Annotated in this window: 23 protein-coding genes and 5 tRNA genes; 10 read left to right on the forward strand and 18 right to left on the reverse strand. The window is 35.5% G+C overall.

Annotated elements, in window-relative coordinates; translation table 11 throughout:
- The 3 genes from rpsR to rpsF are packed head-to-tail and all read right to left on the reverse strand — an operon-like array spanning position 1 to position 985.
- Positions 1–255, reverse strand: a complete 255-nt coding sequence (gene rpsR / locus DICTH_RS06005) for a 30S ribosomal protein S18 (RefSeq protein ID WP_012548629.1) — start codon at positions 253–255, stop codon at positions 1–3.
- Positions 248–688 carry a single-stranded DNA-binding protein gene (locus tag DICTH_RS06010; RefSeq protein ID WP_012547487.1) on the reverse strand — a complete coding sequence of 147 codons (441 nt, stop codon included), beginning with the start codon at positions 686–688 and terminating at the stop codon, positions 248–250. The genes rpsR and DICTH_RS06010 overlap by 8 nt, the downstream gene beginning before the upstream one ends.
- A gap of 3 nt (positions 689–691) precedes the next feature.
- Entirely contained in the window at positions 692–985 is a 294-nt protein-coding gene (gene rpsF / locus DICTH_RS06015) for a 30S ribosomal protein S6 (RefSeq protein WP_012548432.1), read from the reverse strand.
- 162 nt (positions 986–1,147) lie between these two features.
- Here rpsF and ilvE point away from each other — a divergent pair, with 162 nt between their 5' ends.
- The 7 genes from ilvE to DICTH_RS06050 are packed head-to-tail and all read left to right on the forward strand — an operon-like array spanning position 1,148 to position 8,767.
- Positions 1,148–2,035, forward strand: coding sequence for a branched-chain-amino-acid transaminase (gene ilvE, locus DICTH_RS06020; RefSeq protein ID WP_012548287.1), 888 nt, complete (start codon positions 1,148–1,150; stop codon positions 2,033–2,035).
- Positions 2,025–3,302: a diaminopimelate decarboxylase gene (gene lysA, locus DICTH_RS06025; RefSeq protein ID WP_012547198.1), complete on the forward strand. Its 1,278-nt coding sequence runs from the start codon at positions 2,025–2,027 to the stop codon at positions 3,300–3,302. Before ilvE ends, lysA begins: the two co-directional genes overlap by 11 nt.
- The gene (locus DICTH_RS06030; protein ID WP_012547902.1) at positions 3,299–4,573 is read left to right on the forward strand and encodes a homoserine dehydrogenase; all 1,275 of its coding nucleotides are present in this window, start codon (positions 3,299–3,301) and stop codon (positions 4,571–4,573) included. The genes lysA and DICTH_RS06030 overlap by 4 nt, the downstream gene beginning before the upstream one ends.
- A gap of 2 nt (positions 4,574–4,575) precedes the next feature.
- Positions 4,576–5,616: a threonine synthase gene (gene thrC / locus DICTH_RS06035; RefSeq protein WP_012548373.1), complete on the forward strand. Its 1,041-nt coding sequence runs from the start codon at positions 4,576–4,578 to the stop codon at positions 5,614–5,616.
- Positions 5,613–6,506: a homoserine kinase gene (thrB, locus tag DICTH_RS06040; protein WP_012547547.1), complete on the forward strand. Its 894-nt coding sequence runs from the start codon at positions 5,613–5,615 to the stop codon at positions 6,504–6,506. The genes thrC and thrB overlap by 4 nt, the downstream gene beginning before the upstream one ends.
- A gap of 16 nt (positions 6,507–6,522) precedes the next feature.
- Positions 6,523–7,527 (forward strand): aspartate-semialdehyde dehydrogenase, encoded by a 1,005-nt coding sequence (locus DICTH_RS06045; RefSeq protein WP_012548174.1) that lies wholly within the window; start codon positions 6,523–6,525, stop codon positions 7,525–7,527.
- 16 nt (positions 7,528–7,543) lie between these two features.
- Positions 7,544–8,767 (forward strand): aspartate kinase, encoded by a 1,224-nt coding sequence (locus tag DICTH_RS06050; protein WP_012547385.1) that lies wholly within the window; start codon positions 7,544–7,546, stop codon positions 8,765–8,767.
- Positions 8,768–8,790: 23 nt separating this feature from the next.
- Here the strand turns inward: DICTH_RS06050 and rplL are convergent, their stop codons facing one another.
- The 13 genes from rplL to DICTH_RS06115 form a co-directional block, all read right to left on the reverse strand.
- On the reverse strand, positions 8,791–9,168 hold the full coding sequence (gene rplL, locus DICTH_RS06055) for a 50S ribosomal protein L7/L12 (protein ID WP_012548674.1): 378 nt from the start codon (positions 9,166–9,168) through the stop codon (positions 8,791–8,793).
- A 16-nt stretch (positions 9,169–9,184) separates the two neighbouring features.
- Positions 9,185–9,721 (reverse strand): 50S ribosomal protein L10, encoded by a 537-nt coding sequence (gene rplJ, locus DICTH_RS06060; RefSeq protein WP_012548075.1) that lies wholly within the window; start codon positions 9,719–9,721, stop codon positions 9,185–9,187.
- Between the two features lie 174 nt (positions 9,722–9,895).
- Positions 9,896–10,624 (reverse strand): 50S ribosomal protein L1, encoded by a 729-nt coding sequence (rplA, locus tag DICTH_RS06065; RefSeq protein WP_012546908.1) that lies wholly within the window; start codon positions 10,622–10,624, stop codon positions 9,896–9,898.
- A 59-nt stretch (positions 10,625–10,683) separates the two neighbouring features.
- Positions 10,684–11,112: a 50S ribosomal protein L11 gene (gene rplK, locus DICTH_RS06070; protein ID WP_012548197.1), complete on the reverse strand. Its 429-nt coding sequence runs from the start codon at positions 11,110–11,112 to the stop codon at positions 10,684–10,686.
- A 17-nt stretch (positions 11,113–11,129) separates the two neighbouring features.
- Positions 11,130–11,660 (reverse strand): transcription termination/antitermination protein NusG, encoded by a 531-nt coding sequence (nusG, locus tag DICTH_RS06075; protein WP_012547166.1) that lies wholly within the window; start codon positions 11,658–11,660, stop codon positions 11,130–11,132.
- Between the two features lie 18 nt (positions 11,661–11,678).
- Entirely contained in the window at positions 11,679–11,894 is a 216-nt protein-coding gene (gene secE, locus DICTH_RS06080; RefSeq protein WP_012548377.1) for a preprotein translocase subunit SecE, read from the reverse strand.
- 32 nt (positions 11,895–11,926) lie between these two features.
- Positions 11,927–12,003, reverse strand: a tRNA-Trp gene (locus tag DICTH_RS06085).
- Positions 12,002–12,151: a 50S ribosomal protein L33 gene (gene rpmG / locus DICTH_RS06090; RefSeq protein WP_012547040.1), complete on the reverse strand. Its 150-nt coding sequence runs from the start codon at positions 12,149–12,151 to the stop codon at positions 12,002–12,004. The genes DICTH_RS06085 and rpmG overlap by 2 nt, the downstream gene beginning before the upstream one ends.
- 24 nt (positions 12,152–12,175) lie before the next feature.
- Positions 12,176–13,393 carry an elongation factor Tu gene (gene tuf / locus DICTH_RS06095; protein WP_012547745.1) on the reverse strand — a complete coding sequence of 406 codons (1,218 nt, stop codon included), beginning with the start codon at positions 13,391–13,393 and terminating at the stop codon, positions 12,176–12,178.
- Positions 13,394–13,481: 88 nt separating this feature from the next.
- Positions 13,482–13,557, reverse strand: a tRNA-Thr gene (locus DICTH_RS06100).
- Positions 13,558–13,562: 5 nt separating this feature from the next.
- A tRNA-Met gene (locus DICTH_RS06105) sits at positions 13,563–13,639 on the reverse strand.
- Between the two features lie 7 nt (positions 13,640–13,646).
- A tRNA-Tyr gene (locus tag DICTH_RS06110) sits at positions 13,647–13,732 on the reverse strand.
- Between the two features lie 11 nt (positions 13,733–13,743).
- A tRNA-Thr gene (locus DICTH_RS06115) sits at positions 13,744–13,818 on the reverse strand.
- 135 nt (positions 13,819–13,953) lie between these two features.
- On the opposite strand from DICTH_RS06115, the gene DICTH_RS06120 reads away from it, so the two are divergent.
- The gene (locus tag DICTH_RS06120; protein ID WP_012548394.1) at positions 13,954–15,612 is read left to right on the forward strand and encodes a S1 RNA-binding domain-containing protein; all 1,659 of its coding nucleotides are present in this window, start codon (positions 13,954–13,956) and stop codon (positions 15,610–15,612) included.
- 55 nt (positions 15,613–15,667) lie between these two features.
- On the opposite strand, the gene DICTH_RS06125 is transcribed toward DICTH_RS06120, so the two are convergent.
- Positions 15,668–16,021 carry a hypothetical protein gene (locus tag DICTH_RS06125; RefSeq protein ID WP_012547537.1) on the reverse strand — a complete coding sequence of 118 codons (354 nt, stop codon included), beginning with the start codon at positions 16,019–16,021 and terminating at the stop codon, positions 15,668–15,670.
- Between the two features lie 93 nt (positions 16,022–16,114).
- Here DICTH_RS06125 and DICTH_RS06130 point away from each other — a divergent pair, with 93 nt between their 5' ends.
- Positions 16,115–16,810: a metal-dependent hydrolase gene (locus DICTH_RS06130; protein WP_012548314.1), complete on the forward strand. Its 696-nt coding sequence runs from the start codon at positions 16,115–16,117 to the stop codon at positions 16,808–16,810.
- A 17-nt stretch (positions 16,811–16,827) separates the two neighbouring features.
- Positions 16,828–18,105, forward strand: coding sequence for a serine--tRNA ligase (gene serS / locus DICTH_RS06135; protein WP_012548396.1), 1,278 nt, complete (start codon positions 16,828–16,830; stop codon positions 18,103–18,105).
- A 35-nt stretch (positions 18,106–18,140) separates the two neighbouring features.
- Here serS and DICTH_RS06140 read toward each other — a convergent pair whose 3' ends face one another.
- Entirely contained in the window at positions 18,141–20,396 is a 2,256-nt protein-coding gene (locus DICTH_RS06140; RefSeq protein ID WP_012547568.1) for a vitamin B12-dependent ribonucleotide reductase, read from the reverse strand.

The raw sequence follows: 20,396 nt of genomic DNA on the forward strand, positions 1-20,396 counted from the left end.
TTACTTAACCACATAAGGTAGAAGGGCCATATATCTTGCCCTTTTAATTGCTGTACTTAATTGTCTTTGATGCCTTGCACAATTTCCGCTAATTCTACGAGGGATTATTTTTCCTTTTTCTGTCATAAATCTCTTTAATCTTTCTACATTTTTATAGTCAATATAGTCTATTTTCTCACTGCAGAAAACACAAAATTTCTTTTTGGATGAATAAGTAAACTTAGGAGCTTTTGTTGAAGTCTTTTCGTTACTCATTATCTTCCTCCTCGCTTTCCTCTAATATTTCGTTTAATATCTCCTCCTCATTCTCTATATCTACATCAGGAATCTCCTCAATAGGCTCTTCTATTGAGATGCTCTCAGTATTTTCACTTTTTCTTCCCAAGAAATGGACATTTATTGCCTCTACTTCGACAACTCTTCTTCTTTGACCATCAGGAGTTTGATAAGTTCTTGTTCTAAGTCTTCCCTCGACAGCTACAAGCCTACCCTTTTTAAGATAATCACCACATATTTCTGCCAATCTTCTCCATGCTACAATATCAATAAAATCTGCAGTAGACTCACCCTTGCTGTTCTTTGGCCTGTTAACAGCAATTCTAAATGTGGTCACAGGTACACCTGACGGAGTGTACCTCATCTCAGGATCTCTAACTAAATGTCCAATAAGTAAAACTTTGTTCAGCATTTTTCATTCTTCTTTCTCTAAAAGAGTAATCATATATCGCAGAAGTTTTTCTCTCAGTTTCAACCTTCTTTCAAATTCTGGAAGCTGGTTCTGAGGAAATAAAAAGTTCATAACCACATAATAACCTTCTGTAAATTTTTTCACAGGATAAGCAAGAGTTCTCTTACCCCACACATCTACATTTTGCACTTCTCCACCTAAACTTTGAATATCTTGGTGAATGCTTTCATACAGAGTTTTAAACTCTTCCTCCGATAATTCAGGACTCATTAAACACATAATCTCGTACTTACGCATCTCCTACCTCCTTTGGACTTTTTCGGCCCCATACCTTTATGTATGGAGCAGGATTAGCTCAAAAATTATACTATTATTTTAACAAAATGCCAAGAGATTTCAATTGAAAAATTTTCATTATAAATGTATAATTTTACCTTAAAAAAAGGAGGGAAAGGCAAAATGGGGTTAGTTTATATTAATGGAGAATTTGTTCCAACAGAAAATGCAAAAATTTCTGTTTTTGATCGTGGGTTGCTTTATGGAGATGGAGTGTTCGAAGGTATAAGGTCTTATAATGGCAGTGTATTTAAACTAAAAGAACATCTAGAAAGACTTTATGCTTCTGCAAAAGCAATATGGCTTAACATACCTTTATCCTTTAAAGAGATGGAAGAGGCGGTAATAGAAACGGTAAGAGTAAATAACTTAAAAGATTCCTATATCAGGCTCATTGTCACAAGAGGACAATACGGACTTGGAATTGATCCTTGGGAGTGTAAAGAGGGTACTGTGATAATTATTGCAGATAAGATAAAAGTCTTCCCTGAAGAATTCTATCAAACAGGTCTAAATGCTGTTACTGTTGCTACAAGGAGAGCTCCTACTGATGTCTTAGATCCAAGGATAAAATCATTAAATTATATGAGTAACATTCTTGCTCGGATAGAGGCAAGAATTGCTGGAGCTGCAGAGGGAATAATGTTAAACCATCAGGGATACGTAACAGAAGCAACTGTTGATAATATCTTTTTTGTAAAAAAAGGTATATTGTTTACTCCCTCAGTAACTTTAGGAGCTCTTCCAGGTATAACAAGAGCTACAGTAATGGAACTTGCCCAAAAAGAACTTGGACTCGAAGTAGTAGAAGGGTTCTTTACAAGATATGATCTATATAATGCTGATGAGGTTTTCTTAACTGGTACCGCTGTAGAAATAATTTCTGTTATAAAAATTGATGAGAGAATTATTGGAAATGGGAAACCTGGAGAGATTACTCAAAAAATAAGAAGGGTTTTCCATGATTATGCAAACTCGGGTGTAGCAGGGAGCCCTGTATATGGAAAGTAAAGTTTATCCTATAACCTTTTGCAAAGACGATCAAGACTACAAAATAGGGGGAGTAAGTATTCCATATTTAGGAGAAAAGCACAATACTCCCCTTTATATCTTAGATAAATCAACTCTCTCATTCCAAGCTAATACGTATATGGACTCCTGGAAGAAATATTATAAAAACAATTATAAAGTACTTTTTGCAATAAAAGCCTTACCAATTTTAGAAGTAATTAGAATATTCAAAAATCATGGTTTAGGAGCCCTAGTCTCTACAGGAGGAGAGCTATATATAGCTCTCTCTGCGGGAGTATCACCTGAGAATATATATTTCCACGGGAATGCAAAAACTCTAAGAGAAATCGAATATGCCATAGATCAAAACATAGGCGCATTGATTATAGATAACTTTGATGAGTACGAAAAGATAAAATATTTGTTATCTAAAAAGGATGCAAAAATAAATGTCCTAGTAAGAATTATTCCCAACATAGAGGTCAATACTCATAGATCCATACGTACAGGGCAAACCGACACTAAATTTGGGCTACCTATAGATCAAGCCCTCATACTTATACAAAAGATTAAAAAGGAGAAGAACATAATTTTTAAAGGAATTCACTCTCACATAGGCTCTCAAATATTTGATATCTCTGCTTATGTAAAGCTTTCTGAGGTATTGAGTGAGGTTTATAACGAACTAAAAAGTCAAAATATAGCTGTGGAAGAAATGAGTATAGGAGGTGGCTTAGGAGTAGCCTATACTGAAGAAGACAATCCGCCAAATATAGAAGACCTTGCTCGAGAAGTATCCAATAAATTTAAAGAAACTATTGGACACAATTTTACCCTGATTTGCGAACCAGGAAGGTCTCTTGTAGGTAGAGCAGGAATAACTCTTTATAGAATTGAAAGTAGAAAAGAATTACCTAACATAAGAAAATATGTCTCAGTAGATGGGGGAATGTCAGATAACATAAGACCATCACTATACGGAGCAAAATATTCCGCCTTAGTCATCACTAAAAACGAAAAAGAAACAATATTTTCTATAGCTGGAAAACATTGTGAATCAGGAGATATATTAATAAAAGACTTTAAGGGACCATGGCCTAATCCTGGAGACTATTTGATAACTTTTACCACTGGGGCTTATAATTTTTCTATGTATACATGGTATAATGCTACCCTAAGACCTGCTGTTGTTTTGGTAGAAAATGGAAAAGAAAAACTTATAGTAAAAAGAGAGAATTATGAAGATCTTTTGAGGGGACAACTATGAAGATTGGAATCTTAGGAGGAGGACAAGTAGGCCAAGCCCTTTGGAATACTATTTATGCGGAGAAAGAAAACATATTAAATATTCTTGGTGAACCTTTAGAGATTAAAAAAGTACTTGTTAGGGACTTGAATAAAAAAAGAGATATACCAAGAGACTTTCTAACTAATAATCCTGATGAGATAATTTATGATAAAGAAATATCTCTTGTAGTTGAAGTAATGGGAGGAGAAGAACCTGCTCATACTTATATAAAAAAAGCTTTAGAAGAACAAAAATTTATAGTTACTGCTAATAAGGAGGTTATTGCCCTCCATGGAGATGAACTTTATAAGATAGCAAGGAAAAAAGGCGTTGATATAGCCTTTGAAGCAAGTGTAGGAGGAGGTATACCTTTGATAAAAACCATTAAAGAAGCTATGGCCGTAGATAAAGTCAAGGAAATATGGGCGATTGTAAATGGAACTACCAACTATATATTAACAAAGATGGAAGAAGAGCACAGAGACTTTGAGGAAGTATTAAAAGAGGCTCAAAAATTAGGATATGCCGAACCTGATCCTTCAAAAGACATACTAGGACTTGATACAAGGTTCAAATTAGCAATACTTTCTTCTTTTGCTCATCACACTACTATAAAGCCAAATGATATTTACACAGAAGGAATTGAAAAAATCTCTTTAAGAGATATTCAATATGCAAAAGAGCTGGGATATAAAATAAAACTTCTTGCAATAAGTAAGTTTTATAATGGGGAAATAGAGGTCAGAGTTCATCCTACTATGATATCCTTATCCTCTCCCCTTTCTTCTGTAAATGGAGTATACAATGCCATATTACTAAAAGCAGAAAAAAGAGGAGATGTACTTCTTTATGGAGAAGGTGCAGGACCTTATCCTACTGCAATGGCACTTCTCTCTGATATATTAGAAGCAAGCCATACCATATTATATTCTGTTCCTAGATATTATTCCTTTGCTTATCTATATCCATCAAAGATTAAAAAAAGCGATGAAATATATACAAGATATTATATGCGACTATGGGTAAAAGATCAGCCGGGGGTACTTGCCCAAATAGCAAAAATATTAGGAGAAAATAATATAAGTATTTCATCGGTAGTCCAGAAAGAAACATCGGAAAAAGAAGGAAAGGCAGAATTAGTAATTCTAACCCATAAAACGTACGAAAAGAATATGATAAAAGCAATAAAAGAGATAAAATTATTACCTATTCTTGAAGAATGGGGAAGTCTTATAAGAATTGAGGGGTAAAAATGAGTGGCGTATTAATAAGATATAAAGAGCTTCTTCCTATAACCGAAAATACACCTATGATAACCCTACACGAAGGAGATACACCATTAATATACGCTAACAATCTATCAAAGAAATATGGAATAGATGTATGGCTTAAATATGAGGGTATGAATCCTACAGGGTCTTTTAAAGACAGGGGTATGGTTGTAGCAATCGCTAAAGCCTTAGAAGAAAAAAGTGAGATGGTCATATGCGCCTCGACAGGAAATACTGCTGCCTCTGCAGCCGCTTATGCTGCTCTTACAAACCTAAAAGCCTTTGTAGTACTACCAGAAAAAGCAATTGCCTTAGGCAAGCTTGCCCAGGCCATAATGTACGGAGCAAAGATAATCAGCGTCAAAGGTAACTTCGACGATGCTCTTAAATTGGTAAGAGAGATTTCTCAAAAGTTTCCTATTACCTTGGTAAACTCTATAAATCCCTATAGGTTGGAAGGGCAAAAAACAGCAGCTTTTGAAATCTGCGATGTTCTAAAAAGAAATCCTGAAAACTTAGCTATTCCTGTAGGAAATGCTGGAAACATTTCAGCTTATTGGATGGGGTTTAAGGAATATTATAAAATAGGAAAAATAAAGGAATTACCTAAAATGCTTGGATTTCAAGCAGAAGGCGCTGCACCTCTAGTGAAAGGTCATCCTATCCCCAATCCTCAAACTATAGCCACTGCGATAAAAATAGGAAATCCTGCAAGTTGGGACAAGGCTATAAATGCAGTTAGAGAATCTTCAGGTTTAATCGATACAGTTTCTGACGAAGAAATATTAGAAGCCCAAAAAGAGTTAGCCTCAAAAGAAGGCGTATTTGTAGAACCAGCCTCGGCAGCCTCATGGGCAGGAGTAAAGAAACTTTTAAAAGAAAATAGATTTCCAGGAGAAGAAGTGGTATGTGTTCTCACAGGGCACGGTTTAAAGGATCCAGACATAGCTATAAAACAAGCCAAAATCGATATCTCCATTGAACCTAAAATAGAAGAATTTCAAAAAATAATAGAAAAATGAAATATCTTATTAAAGTTCCAGCTACATCTGCTAATTTAGGACCTGGTTTTGATACCCTTGGTATTTGCTGGGATCTTTTTCTAAAGATATATGTGGATTTAAACTCTAATGAAAAAGTAGTCATTAACAAAAACAAGCAAGAGATAAAAAAGAACGACTTATTTATTCAAGCTTTAAACTATACCTTAGAGTATCTCAATATTCCAAATAAATTCTACAAAATAGAATTAGACTCTGAAATTCCCATAGGAAAGGGACTTGGAAGTAGTGCTGCTGCAATTTTAGGAGGAATATCTACAGCAGAAATAATTTCAACAAAAAAAGTTGACAAAATTGAAAAAATAAAAATTGCCCTAAACTTCGAGAATCATATTGATAACCTATCAGCTTGTTTAGAGGGAGGCGTTGTAACATGCTTAAAAAACGAAAATGAACTTTCATTTACTAGATTACCTATAAAATGTGATATCTATGGAGTTATATATATTCCAACTTATACTATAGCCACAGAATCTGCAAGAAAAATCCTACCTCTAAACTATCCCAAAGAAGACGTGATATTTAACCTACAGAAACTTAGTTTCTTAATCACAGGTTTAGTTAAAGGAGACGAAGATTTAATAGATATGGGAATGGAAGACAAAATTCATCAACCTTATAGATTTAACTTGATAAAAGAGTATACCTTAATTAGTGAGTTACTAAATGGTAAGTTTAAGAAGAAAGTAGTATTAAGTGGTGCTGGACCATCGTTGCTAACCATAACTTTATCTTACCAAAAAGCTCTTGAAATTTTGAAAAATCTAGAAAATAATTTAAGAAATGAAATTGAAGGAACCTTTAGGATCTTAAAACTTAATAACAAAGGTATTGAAATAGAAAGTCTGTAAATAGGGAGGTAATTGAATGGGATATAAGATAGCTGTAGTAGGAGCAACAGGTCTTGTAGGTCAAGAAATGTTAAAAATACTTTATGAAAGAAAAATTCCTGTTTCAGAAATATACGCTTTTGCTTCTGCAAAATCAGAAGGAACCTATGTAGAGTTTGGAGATGAAAAAATAAAGGTTGAAAAAGCTACTGTAGATGGAATTTCAAAAGCAGATTTTGCACTGTTTTCCATTGGAGAAGAAATTAGTCTCGAGCTTGCACCTGAGATTGCAAAAAGAGGAACAATAATTATAGATAATAGCAACGCATTTAGAATGAATCCTGATGTGCCTCTTGTAATACCAGAGATAAATCCAGAAGATCTAAAGAACCACAAAAATATAATTGCAAATCCTAATTGTTCAACCATTCAAATGCTTGTAGCTTTAAACCCTTTACATAAAAAATGGAGGCTCAAAAAGATATTTGTAGCCACTTACCAATCGGTATCCGGAAAAGGAAAAGATGCTATAGACGAACTCTTAACAGCAACTTCTTCTTTCCTCAAAAAAGAAGATTATTCTCCTAAAGTTTTTCCATACCCCATTGCTTTTAATCTAATTCCTCACATTGATAGTTTTGAAGATGAAAACTATACAAGAGAAGAAATGAAAATGGTAAGAGAAACCCATAAAATATTACATGATCCAACTATAAAGGTCTCTCCAACGTGTGTAAGAGTCCCCGTATTAAGAGGACACTCAGAAGTCATTAATGCCGAATTTGAAGAGGAGTTTACATTAAAGGAGGTCTTTGAGGTATTATCCAACGCACCTGGAGTAAAAGTGTTAGATGATCCATCAAATAGAGTTTATCCAATGCCTCTATTTTGCGACGGAAAAGACGAGGTTTTTGTGGGAAGAATCCGTAAAGACTTATTTGAACCTAAAGCCCTAAATATGTGGGTTGTATCGGACAACATTAGGAAAGGTGCCGCTTTGAATGCAGTACAAATTCTTGAATATATGATAAATAACAAATAAGGAGGAAGATCAAAAAGTGGGCTTAATAGTACAGAAATATGGCGGAACCTCTGTGGGATCTATAGACAGAATCAAAAACGTAGCTCAGAGAATAGCAAAGTATTACAAAGAAGGGCATAAATTAGTTGTAGTAGTATCTGCTATGGGCGACACTACTGATGATCTTATAGAAATGGCAGAAGCAATAAATCCTAATCCCAACCCCAGAGAGATGGACTTCCTATTATCTTCTGGCGAAAGAATATCTGCAGCACTTACTGCAATGGCTTTGCAAAGCTTAGGAATTCCTGCTATAGCACTGTCTGGAAAACAGGCAGGAATCATGACTGATGCTATTTTCACAAAGGCAAACATAAAGAAAATAGAACCTAAAAGGATATTAGAAGAATTGGAAAAAGGAAATGTTGTCATCGTAGCAGGCTTTCAAGGATACGAACCTGAAAAAGGAGATGTAACAACCCTTGGAAGAGGAGGTTCTGATGCTACTGCTGTAGCTCTTGCAGCCGTACTAAAAGCAGATATTTGTGAAATATATACTGACGTAGATGGTATTTTTACAGCTGATCCAAGGGTTGTACCAAATGCTAAAAAACTTGATTTTATCTCTTATGAGGAGATGCTTGAAATGGCAGGTCAAGGTGCACAAGTGATGCAGCTCCGCTCTGTAGACCTTGCAGCCACACACCATGTACCAGTAGTAGTAAGATCAAGTTTTAATGAAAATTCTGGGACTCTAATAGGGGAGGTAAAAGAAGTGGAATCCAAACAAAAAGTAAAGGGAATAGCCCATAATAAAAGTATAGCTAAGATAACAGTGGTAGGTGTACCTGATAAACCTGGTATAGCTCACAAGATATTTGCGCCTCTTGGAGAAAAATCAATAAATGTGGATGACATTGTACAAAACGTAAGCAAAGATGGAATAACTGATCTCTCCTTCACTGTATCAGAAAAGGAATTAAATGAAGCCCTAAAAATAGTTGAAAAAACTGCTAAGGAAATTGGAGCTAAAGAAGTAATATATGATAACAACGTAGGAAAAGTGTCTATCGTTGGATGGGGAATTCAAAGTACTCCAGGAATTGCTGCAAAAATGTTTGGTATTTTAGCTTCAGAAGGCATAAATATAGAGATGATAACAACATCTGAGATTAAAATCACATGTATAATAAAGAGAGATCTAGTAGAAAAAGCAGTGAAGGCATTACATGAAGGGTTTAATCTTGGGGGAGAGGAATAATCCCCTCCCCCTTTTAAATTTTTTTACTTAATTTCTACTACTGCTCCCTCTGCTTCTAATTTAGCCTTAATCTCTTCTGCCTCTTGTTTAGATACTCCTTCCTTAATGGGTTTTGGAGTAGAGTCTACAAGATCTTTTGCCTCTTTTAAGCCAAGTCCTGTTATTTCCCTTACAACTTTAAGTACCTTTATCTTATTTGCTCCTGCATCCTTCAAAATTACATCAAAAGTAGTTTTCTCTTCAACTGGAGCTGCTGCCGCTGCGCCAGCAACAGGAGATCCCACTGCTGCAACAGGCATTGCCGCACTAACTCCAAACTCTTCCTCGAGAGCTTTTACTAACTCAACTAGTTCAGTTACTTTCATCTCTTTTATAGCTTGAATAATTTCCTCTTTATTCATTTCACATTACCTCCTTTTATTGATTTATTGAAATTTTTTCTTTTTCTTTAGCAATAGCATCTAAAGTCCAGACCAATTTATTAACAGGCCATTTTAAACTCCAAACAAGAGATGACAAAGGTGCAGATATAGCACCAACAACTTGAGACAGTAAAACTTCTTTTGGTGGCAGTTTTGCTAATTCCTTAACCTCATCAGCAGAGTATACTTCTCCTTCTATTATTCCACCTTTAAATTTTAACAATTCATGCTCTTTAGCATAATCTACAAGAGCCTTTAAAACTCCAAAAGGATCACCATAACAGTAGGTTATAGCAGTAGGCCCCACAAAAAATTTCTCCAAATCCTTATCAGGATAAATTTTACGGATTGCAAGAAGAGCTAAAGTATTCTTTACTACTCGATATTCTGCATTTAAAGGTCTTATCTTGCCTCTTAACTGGGTCAAATCAGCCACAGATAATCCCTTAAATTCTGTAAAAATCAAGGCATTAGCATTTAACATTTTTTGATACAGTTCTTCAACCTTCTGTACCTTTTCTGGCTTTGGCAATCTTTTCACCTCCTTCCTTATCCCTATTATTCAAAAATAAGGGAAAGCCTCCTGGCTTTCCCTTAAGTAATTGCTTTTATTTAATTTTCGAAAACCAGTAAGGCCTACGTAGGAAATTTAAGAACCTACGGTCTTCGGCCCTATTTATATTAACTTTTTACTTTTCCTTCTGCCTTATGCAGCCTCCTCTTGTTTTATAAGATCTGCAATATTCTTAGTATCTATTGGCACGCTTGGTCCCATACTCGGAGATATATAAATACTCTTGAAATATTGCCCTTTAGCTGCAGCAGGCTTTAATCTTAAAAGTGTACCTAAGACAGTCATCAAGTTTTTATATAATGCCTCTTCTGAAAAGGATGCTTTTCCTATTGGAACATGTACTATTCCGTATCGATCTGTTCTAAACTCTACTCTTCCAGCCTTATATTCCTTAACAGCTTTAGCAATATCATTAGTAACCGTACCTGTCTTAGGATTAGGCATTAGTCCCCTTGGACCTAAAATCTTACCTAAACGAGAGGGTATCTTCAAAGTTCCCATTATATCAGGAGTAGCTATTGCCACATCAAAATCGAGCCAGCCACTTTCAATCTGTTTTACTAAATCCTCTCCACCCACATAATCCGCTCCAGCTTCCCTTGCTTCCTGAGCTTTTTCACCCTCGGCAAACACTAAAACTTTCTTTTCTTTACCCGTACCATAAGGTAAAACCACCGTACCTCTTACTTGTTGATCAGCATGTCTTGGATCTACCCCAAGCCTAACTGCTAAATTTATTGTCTCATCAAATTTTGCAGTTGCAAGCTTTTTAACTAAACTTACAGCCTCTTTTGGAGAATACAGTTTTCCTTTCTCAATTAATGAAAGCAATTGTTGATATCTTTTTCCTCTCTTTGCCATGCCCAAATTCCTCCTTAATTAAGTGGTATTAACGAGGGGAAGCCTCTCCCACCATCTCATCAACCCTCAATTATTTCAATACCCATGCTCCTTGCTGTACCCTCAATCATTCTCATAGCTGCCTCTATATCATTAGCATTTAAATCTTTCATCTTTAGTTCTGCGATTTCTCTTATTTTACTCCTTTTTACCTTTCCTACTTTTACCTTATTAGGCTCTCCAGACCCTTTTTCCACTCCTGCAGCTTTCTTTAAAAGATCAGAAGCAGGGGGAGTCTTAGTCACAAAAGTAAAAGATCTATCCTCATAAATAGTTATCTCAACAGGTATTATCATTCCCTCTTGACCAGCCGTAGCAGCATTATAAGCTTTACAAAACTCCATAATATTAACCCCATACTGACCTAATGCTGGTCCAACTGGTGGGGCAGGTGTCGCCTTACCTGCAGGCAATTGAAGTTTTACTTTTCCTACAACTTTTTTAGGCAATTATATTCCCTCCCTTTCTAATCAGTCTTCTCTACTTGGGTATGATCTATCTCTGTAGGAGTCTCTCTTCCAAAAATAGACAATAAAACTTTTACAGTTCCTTTTTCAGGATATACCTCATCTACAAAACCTTCATATCCCATAAATGGACCAGATTTTATGTATACTCTATCACCTTTTTTAACTTTAAGCTCTGGTCTTATTTCCTTCTGTTCTAAGAATCTCTTTATCCAGTGTTCCTCCTGTGGATTTAAGGTACTTGGCCTACCAGGTGTACCTACAAATCCCGTCACCCCTGTAGTATTTCGGATTAATCTTATCACATCCTCATCCTCTACCATCCTTATAAATAAATATCCAGGGAACACTTTTTTAACCTGTATCCTCTTTTTTCCTCCTTTTACAGTCATCACCTTTTCTTCAGGAACCACTATCTCAAAAACCTTATCCTCCAAGTGATTAAGTTTTACTTGCCTCTCCAATATAGCCTTAACCTTATGCTCATGCCCTGCAAGAGTATGTACTACAAACCACTTTGGCTCAGCCACTTGAATTACCTCCATTTTCTAACCAGTAAAGCTTCCAAGAATCAATCTACTTAACAAAACAAACACAAAATCATAAAGAGATATGATCAATATCAATAAAATTAAAGTTATACCTAAAGCCAAAGAAAGTTGTAAAACCTTCTTCCTATCGGGCCACATAACTTTTTTTAACTCTAATTTTTCTTCAGCCCAAAAATCTTTTATCTTGTCTATAATAGATCTTCTCTTATTCATAATAAGCCATCTCCCATTAATATAAAAATTTTTGGCAGGCCCGGCAGGGCTCGAACCTGCAACCCCCGGATTTGGAGTCCGGTGCTCTCCCTATTAGAGCTACGGGCCTACCTCACTTCCCTATGAATAGTATGTTTTCTACACCTAGGACAATATTTTCTTAATTCTAACCTATCTGGATCATTCTTCTTATTTTTCTCCGTAGTATAATTTCTTTCCTTACACTCAGTACAAGCTAACGTAATTACTACTCTCATAACTATTATAACACCTCACTATCCTTATTCAATAATTTTAGTTATGACGCCTGCACCAACTGTTCTTCCACCTTCTCTTATAGCAAACCTTAAACCTTCCTCTAACGCTACAGGCTTGATTAACTTTATCTCCATCTCTAGGTTGTCACCTGGCATAACCATCTGTACTCCCTCTGGTAACTTTATCTCCCCTGTTACATCTGTCGTCCTAAAGTAAAATTGTGGCTTGTATCCACTGAAAAATGGCGTGTGCCTTCCACCTTCTTCCTTCTTCAATACATATACCTGCGCCTTGAAATGTGTGTGCGGCTTTATCGTACCTGGCGCAGCTACTACTTGACCCCTCTCTACTTCATCTTTGTCTATCCCTCTTAATAGTATCCCTATGTTGTCACCAGCTATCGCTTCATCTAATTGCTTCCTGAACATCTCTACTCCCGTCACTACACTCTTCTTTATCTCATCACTTAATCCTACTATCTCTACTTCGTCCCCTACCTTCACCCTTCCTCTCTCTACTCTACCCGTCACTACTGTTCCTCTCCCTGTTATGCTAAATATGTCCTCTATCGGCATCAAAAATGGCTTGTCTACATCTCTCTCCGGTATCGGTATGTAATTGTCTACAGCATCCATTAACTCCCATATCGCATCTACCCACTGGTTCTCCCCTCTCTTTATCTGAGGGTTCTGGAATAACGCCTCTAATGCCTTTAATGCTGACCCCCTTACTACCGGTACCTCATCCCCTGGATATCCATACTTCGTTAATAAATCCCTTACCTCCATCTCTACTAAGTCCACTATCTCAGGATCATCTACCATGTCTATCTTGTTCAAAAATACTACTATGTATGGCACATTGACTTGCCTCGCAAGTAATATGTGCTCCCTCGTCTGAGGCATCGGACCATCCGCAGCTGATACTACTAGTATCGCTCCGTCCATCTGTGCAGCACCAGTAATCATGTTCTTTATGTAGTCAGCATGACCAGGCGCATCTATGTGCGCATAATGCCTGTTGTGCGTCTCATACTCTACATGCGCAAGGTTTATCGTCACTCCCCTTGCCCTTTCCTCTGGCGCTTTGTCTATGTCTTCATACTTCAAGGGCTTCGCTAATCCTTCAGCCGCTAGCGTCATCGTTATCGCTGATGTTAATGTCGTCTTTCCATGGTCTACGTGCCCTATCGTACCTATATTCACATGTGGCTTCGTCCTTACAAATTTCTCCTTCGCCATCCTTTATCTCCTCCTAAAGAATATATTTTAAAAAATCTCTAAAGATTATAGCCTAAATTTAATAAATAAAAAAGAGATGATAATCAAATGGAGCCCACGACCGGGATCGAACCGGTGACCTTACCCTTACCAAGGGTACGCTCTGCCAACTGAGCTACGTGGGCCCAATTGGTTGCGGGGGAGGGATTTGAACCCTCGACCTCCGGGTTATGAGCCCGGTGAGCTACCTGGCTGCTCTACCCCGCGATCACAATGGTGGGGAGGGAGGGATTTGAACCCCCGAAGGCACCCGCCAGCAGATTTACAGTCTGCCCCCTTTGGCCACTTGGGTACCTCCCCAACTACTATTATGGAGCCGAGGGAGGGATTCGAACCCACGACCCGCTGATTACAAATCAGCTGCTCTGCCTCTGAGCTACCTCGGCTAACCATTGAAAAGTATATACATAAATCTATACTAAGTCAAGATCTATCTTTTTATCTTTACAAACATTTTATGTTATAATTTGAAAAGTACTTTTTCATAATTAATTATCTTTATAAAAAAGGGAGGGAAAAACATGGAAGAACTCTCAGACATAAAACTTGAAGAAACCGATTTATCAATTTCTATTGATACCCTTGTATATGGGAATATCCTCAACATAACCAAAGATGGACTATGGTTAGACATTGGGAAAAAATATGATGCCTTTCTACCTTACAATGAATTATCTAAGGAACTTAAGGCAAAACTTGAAAAAAAGCAAGAAATTGATAGTATTCCCGTAGTCATTAAACATGTAAATTATAAGGATGGAGTCATCACCGTTTCAAATAAAAAGGCGGTAGAAAATAAAATATGGGAAGAACTCTTATGGGCTTATGAAAATAATCAACCTATTCAAGGGAAAGTTATCAATTATAATGGCAGGGGTTTTATCCTGGAGATCAACAACGAAGTAGAAGGTTTTATTCCTGCAAAAGAAATTGATGTCCCTCCTATTAAACCTCCTAAATACTATATAAACAGAAGAATAGAGGGAAAAATTAAGAGGATAAATCCTGAAAAGAATCAGTTAATAATCTCTGCAAGAGAACTCCTTGAACAAAAACAAGAAGAAGAAAGATCAAACCTTTGGGAAAAAATAAAAAATTCTCAGATCGTAAGAGGCAGAATAATAAAAGTTGACGAAGATAAACTCACTGTAGACTTAGGCTTAGGAATTATAGGTATAGTGGAAAAAGATGAAATATCTTGGTTTCCTATTAAAAACATAAGAAGATATTACAATACCGGAGACATAGTAAAAGCAAGAGTACTATCTTTAGATGAGAATAGTAGAACAGCTCAACTAAGTATAAAACAGGCACAACCAAATCCATGGTCATTATTCAAGGAAAAATATCCTGAAGGTTCTATTATAAAGGCCGAAATAATAAAAATATCTGGAGGTATTGTAGTAAAAGTAGATAACCTTATAGGATATGTTCCCATGAGTGAGATATCTTGGGGAAGACCTCAGGATGTTAAAAATAGCTTAAAAGTCGGGGACAAGGTCAAAGCAAAAGTTCTTAGTGTAGATGACTTAAACCAAAAAATATTTCTAAGTATAAAACAAGTAGAACCGAATCCATGGGAAGTAATAGATCAAAATTATAAGATTGGTGAGATTGTTTCAGGAAAGGTAACCAATATCACCGACTTTGGAATATTTATCGAAATTAAGCCAGGGCTTGAAGGACTCATACCTAGAAAACTAATTTCTTGGGAAAGGATAAGCAATATCTCAGACATATTTAAACCTGGAGATTTTATAGAAGCGAAAATTATAGAGATAGACAAAGAGAATAAAAAGCTAACTCTTAGTAGAAGAGACTTATTAAAAGATCCATGGGAAGATATAGATGAAAAATATAGAGAAGGACAAAATATTAAGGGAAGAATAATAGAAAAATTAAAAGATGGGTATATCGTGGAATTGGAACCTGGAATAGAAGGATTTTTACCTTATACTCAAATCAACTTTGAAAAAGAAAATGAAATACAAGGATTTAAAGAAAATGAAGAGGTCGAAGCAAAAATAGTTAAAATAAATCCAAGGTTTAGAAGAATAACCCTCTCAATTAAAGCTTTAATAAAAGAAAAGCTTGATCAAGAAATGAAAAAATATCTAAGTGAATATGCTCCACCCCCATTGACTCTAGGTGAGCTTTTAAAGCTAAAAAATAATGAGTAGAATGCATTAGGATCCCCCTCTTATTACAAAACTCAAGAGCAAAAGAGGGGGATTCTTACTTAGACATTAACAATTCCAAGATTCTTGTAAGTTTTTTATCTAATAGGTTTATCTTCTGTTCCAATTCTTGTAAATTTACACCAGTACTTTGTTTCTCTGTAACTTTTTTAACCTCTTCTAACAATGCATTTTCTTGAGCTCTAAGACTCCTAATAAGATCTGTTATTTCTCTAATTTCCTTTCTTAAATATTCCTCTTTCTCTGAGAGCTCATCTATTTTTTTATGAATCTCATAAATATCAGCAATTTTTCCTTGCGAAGAACTTAAAAGCCTATATAAGAAAATAAGAAACACTATTATTACTCCAAAAATAACAAAATCCAAGATTCTCGCTATATTTATTACCATTATTATCCTCCCCCCAATATAAAGCATGATTTTTTATAGAATTCCTGTTATACTTTATAAATATAGCACATAGGGAGGCAATAGTAAATAATTATGATATACAAAACCCACATATCATTAAATATATTGTTTCTACAAGTAATTTTAAGAACATCTAATGTTCAGCTTCAAGAAATAATGACACCTTGGGGCATTGGAATACTTTCTGGGACAATTGTAGGAAGCTTCATTCCCGACATTGATGCTCCAAAATCTGAAATATCTAAAAGACTCTTACCAGCTAAAACTTTGTTAAATTTATTCATTCCATTGTTAAGCATTATCCTAACATTTTCTATCTTCACCTTTTTACACCAAAGTTTTAAACTGACAACTACGGAAGGAAAATCAATTACTTTCTTAATGCTCTTTATGATAATAGTGGCTTTACTAAACTTGCTCTTTAATATATTACTAAAACCATTATTTGAACATAGAGGGTTTTTACACAGTTTGACGGGTTTAATTTTTCTAAATATATTGTTCTTAATATTCTATATAAACAATCTCAAAAACTTGCCGATAAATTTTGTAAAATTATACAATGGTTTCTATGTAGGTATAAATATAGGATATATAGGACACATTATTGGAGATTCCTTTACCTATCAAGGGATAAGGCCCTTTTATCCCGCTAAATGGAGACTATCCTTAAAAATATTTAGAACTAACTCTCCTCAAGAAAAAATTTTATTTTACATATTAAACCTTGCAAATTTTGTTCTTTTTCTAAAAAATATACTTCAATAAAAGAAGGAGGTACAAGAATGATTGATATTAAAGTTCTAAGAGAGAATCCTGAGCTCATGAAGGAAAATATAGTACTAAGAAACCTAGATCCTAATAAATATGATGTAGACTACATTTTAGAATTAGACGCAAAACGAAGATCTTTACAAAAAGAATTGGACACTTTAAAAGCTCAAAGAAATAAAATATCACAAGAAATAGGGAAACGCAAAGGTGAAGAAAGAGAAGAATTAATTAAAAAAGCTAAAACCCTAAAAGAGAAAATAGAAGAATTGGAGAAAGAATATGAAAAAATAGAGAAAGAGCTATACTTAAAATTATGGCAACTTCCTAACTTTTTGTCTCCTAAAGCCCCAAAAGGAAAAGACGAAAAAGACAATATAGAGATAAAAAGATGGGGAAATATAAAAACTTTTACCTTTACTCCTAAAGACCATTTAGATCTTGCCTTATTAAATGACCTAGTAGACTTTGAGAGAGGAAGTAAGGTTACAGGATCCAATTTTTATTATCTAAAGAATGAAGCTGTACTCTTAGAATTTGCTCTTTTTAGATTGGTAATAGATACCCTCCTTCCTGAAGGCTTTAAATTGTTCATAACCCCTGATTTGGCACGAATGGAAATAATAGATGGAATTGGCTTCCAACCTAGAGGACCTGAAGCCCAAATATATAGAGTGGAAGATACAGATTTAGGGCTAATTGCTACAGCAGAAATCACTCTAGGAGGATATCATAAGGACGAAATTCTTGATGAACTTGACTTACCTTTAAAATATTTGGGATTTTCTCACTGTTTTAGAACAGAAGCTGGTGCCTACGGTAGATACAATAGAGGATTGTATAGAGTGCATCAATTTAGTAAAGCAGAGATCTTTATAATATGTAGGCCTGAAGATTCCGAAGAAATGCACGAATACATATTAAGCCTTGAGGAAAAAATCTTCCAAAAATTAGAAATTCCATATAGAGTAGTAGACATATGTTCAGGTGATCTTGGGGCTCCTGCCGCAAGAAAATTTGATATTGAGGCATGGATGCCAGGAAGAGGAGACTTTGGAGAAGTAACAAGTTGTTCAAATTGCACTGATTATCAAGCAAGAAGACTAAATATCCGCTTCCGAAGAGTTACAGGCGAAGTAGAATATGTACATATGCTAAATGGAACAGCCATTGCCATTTCAAGAGCTTTAATTGCAATCTTGGAGAACTATCAACAAGAAGATGGAAGTATATTAATACCTAAAGTTCTTCAACCCTATATTGGTATCTCTGAAATTAAACCAAAAAAATAGGGAAGCCTTTTAGGCTTCCCTATTTTAATTTATGATTAATAACACTTTGAATAGCCACAAACTCTACAAGTCAAACATCCTTCTGCAACTTGCAATGGCGAACCACATTCAGGACAAGGCATTCCAGAGTAACTTTCATCCTTTTCTATGTTATCTTTATTCTTTACAACAAAGTTATTAATGGTATTGTTTTTGCCTTCTTTTATATCAAGATATTTTTCTATTGCCTTTCCTATGGCATCAGAACAAGAAAGGATAAAGTCACCGTCCTCAGTTCTTGCTGGATTAGGACATCTTATTCCCTTTAACTGCTTAACTATAGCTCTTACATCAACACCACTTCTTAATGCAAGGGATATCAATCTGGATATAGCTTCTGTCTGAGAGGCTGCACACCCTCCAGCCTTTCCAAGGGTTGAAAAAACCTCACATATACCAAATTCATCTTCATTTATGGTAACATACAAATTTCCACATCCAGTTTTTATCTTTATAGTCGCCCCCTTGGTTATTATAGGCCTTGGTCTAGGGATTAATTTGTGAGGCTCTCTTTCTTCTTTACCTTCTTCTTTTTTCTCTTTTTCAACAGACAAAACCTGTGAAGCCCTTGATTTATCTCTATATACTGTTATACCTTTAAGCTTTAGGTCATAAGCCATTAAATATACTCTTCTTATGTCCTCTAAAGTAGCACTCTCTCTTAAATTTACCGTTTTAGATACTGCATTATCTACATATTTTTGAAAAGCTGCCTGCATTAATACATGATCTTCAGGATCAATATCTAAAGCTGTTACAAAAAGTCTTTTGAGTCTTTCTGGAATTTCATCCATATGCTGTATAGTTCCTTCTTGAACTATCTTTTCTATTAAATCTTCAGAATAAATGTCCTCCTTGATTAAAGCTTCCTTAAATAACGGATATACCTCATTCCATTCTCCAAGACTTATTTTTCGCTTAAAAGCAAGAGCAAAGATAGGTTCTATTCCAGAGGAACAGTTAGCAATAATACTTATACTTCCAGTAGGAGCAATAGTCGTCAAAGTTGCATTTCTAAGCTTCAGTCCCATATCTTTGTAAATACTCTTATCCCAATTAGGAAATACTCCTCTTTCTTCTGCAAGTTTCTGGGATGCCTCACTTGCTTCTCTTTGAATAAAACTCATTATATTCTCTGCTATATCCCTTGCTTCTTTAGTATTATAAGGTACTTCAAGCCTCACCAACAAATCGTAAAAACCCATTACTCCAAGCCCAATCTTCCTATTTGCCTTTGTCATTTCCTCGATAGGTTTTAATGGATAAAAATTAGCGTCGATAACATTATCCAGAAAATGTACCGCATTATGTACTGTGATTTTTAACTTATCCCAGTCTATTTCGTACTTTTCTCCTACCCTTTTTAACATCTTGCCAAGATTTATAGAACCTAAGTTGCAAGACTCAAAAGGAAGCAAAGGTTGCTCACCACAAGGATTGGTAGACTCAATCTCTCCAACCTCAGGAGTTGGGTTCTTTCTATTTATTTCATCAATAAAAACCACACCTGGCTCTCCATTTTTCCACGCCTGCTTCACTATAAGATCAAAAAGATCCCTTGCTTTTACTTTTCTAACTACTTCCTTATTCCTAGGATTTATAAGAGGGAAATCCTCATCTTTTAAGACCGCTTCCATAAAGCTATCGGTTATAGCAACAGAAATATTGAAATTGGAAAGAACTCCTTCTTGATCTTTACACGTTATGAATTCCTCAATGTCAGGATGATCTATTCTTAGAATTCCCATATTGGCTCCTCTTCTAACTCCACCTTGCTTTATAGTATCCGTAGCTGCATCATAAACCTTCATAAAACTTACAGGTCCTGATGCTATTCCTCCTGTAGTCTTAACAATATCTCCTTTAGGACGAAGTTTAGAAAAAGAAAAACCTGTACCTCCTCCTGACTGATGTATCAGAGCAGCATATTTTAACCCATCAAATATGCTCACTAATGAGTCTTCTATGGGTATCACAAAACAAGCCGAAAGTTGTCCTAAAGGTCTTCCTGCATTCATCAGAGTTGGAGAGTTTGGCAAAAACTCAAGAGAAACCATCATATCATAAAATGTATTTTTTATGGCTTCTAAATCAGCCTTAGGATTGTATATTAAGTCTACTTTAGCAATAGTCTCTGCTACCCTCTCAAACATCTCCTCTGGAGTTTCAATAACATTACCCTTTTCATCTTTTTTTAAGTATCTTTTCTCAAGGATCATCAAGGCTTGTTCAGTTAATTCCACTTTTCTCAT

The organism is Dictyoglomus thermophilum H-6-12, assembly GCF_000020965.1.
In the GTDB taxonomy this organism is placed as follows: Bacteria; Dictyoglomota; Dictyoglomia; order Dictyoglomales; family Dictyoglomaceae; genus Dictyoglomus; species Dictyoglomus thermophilum.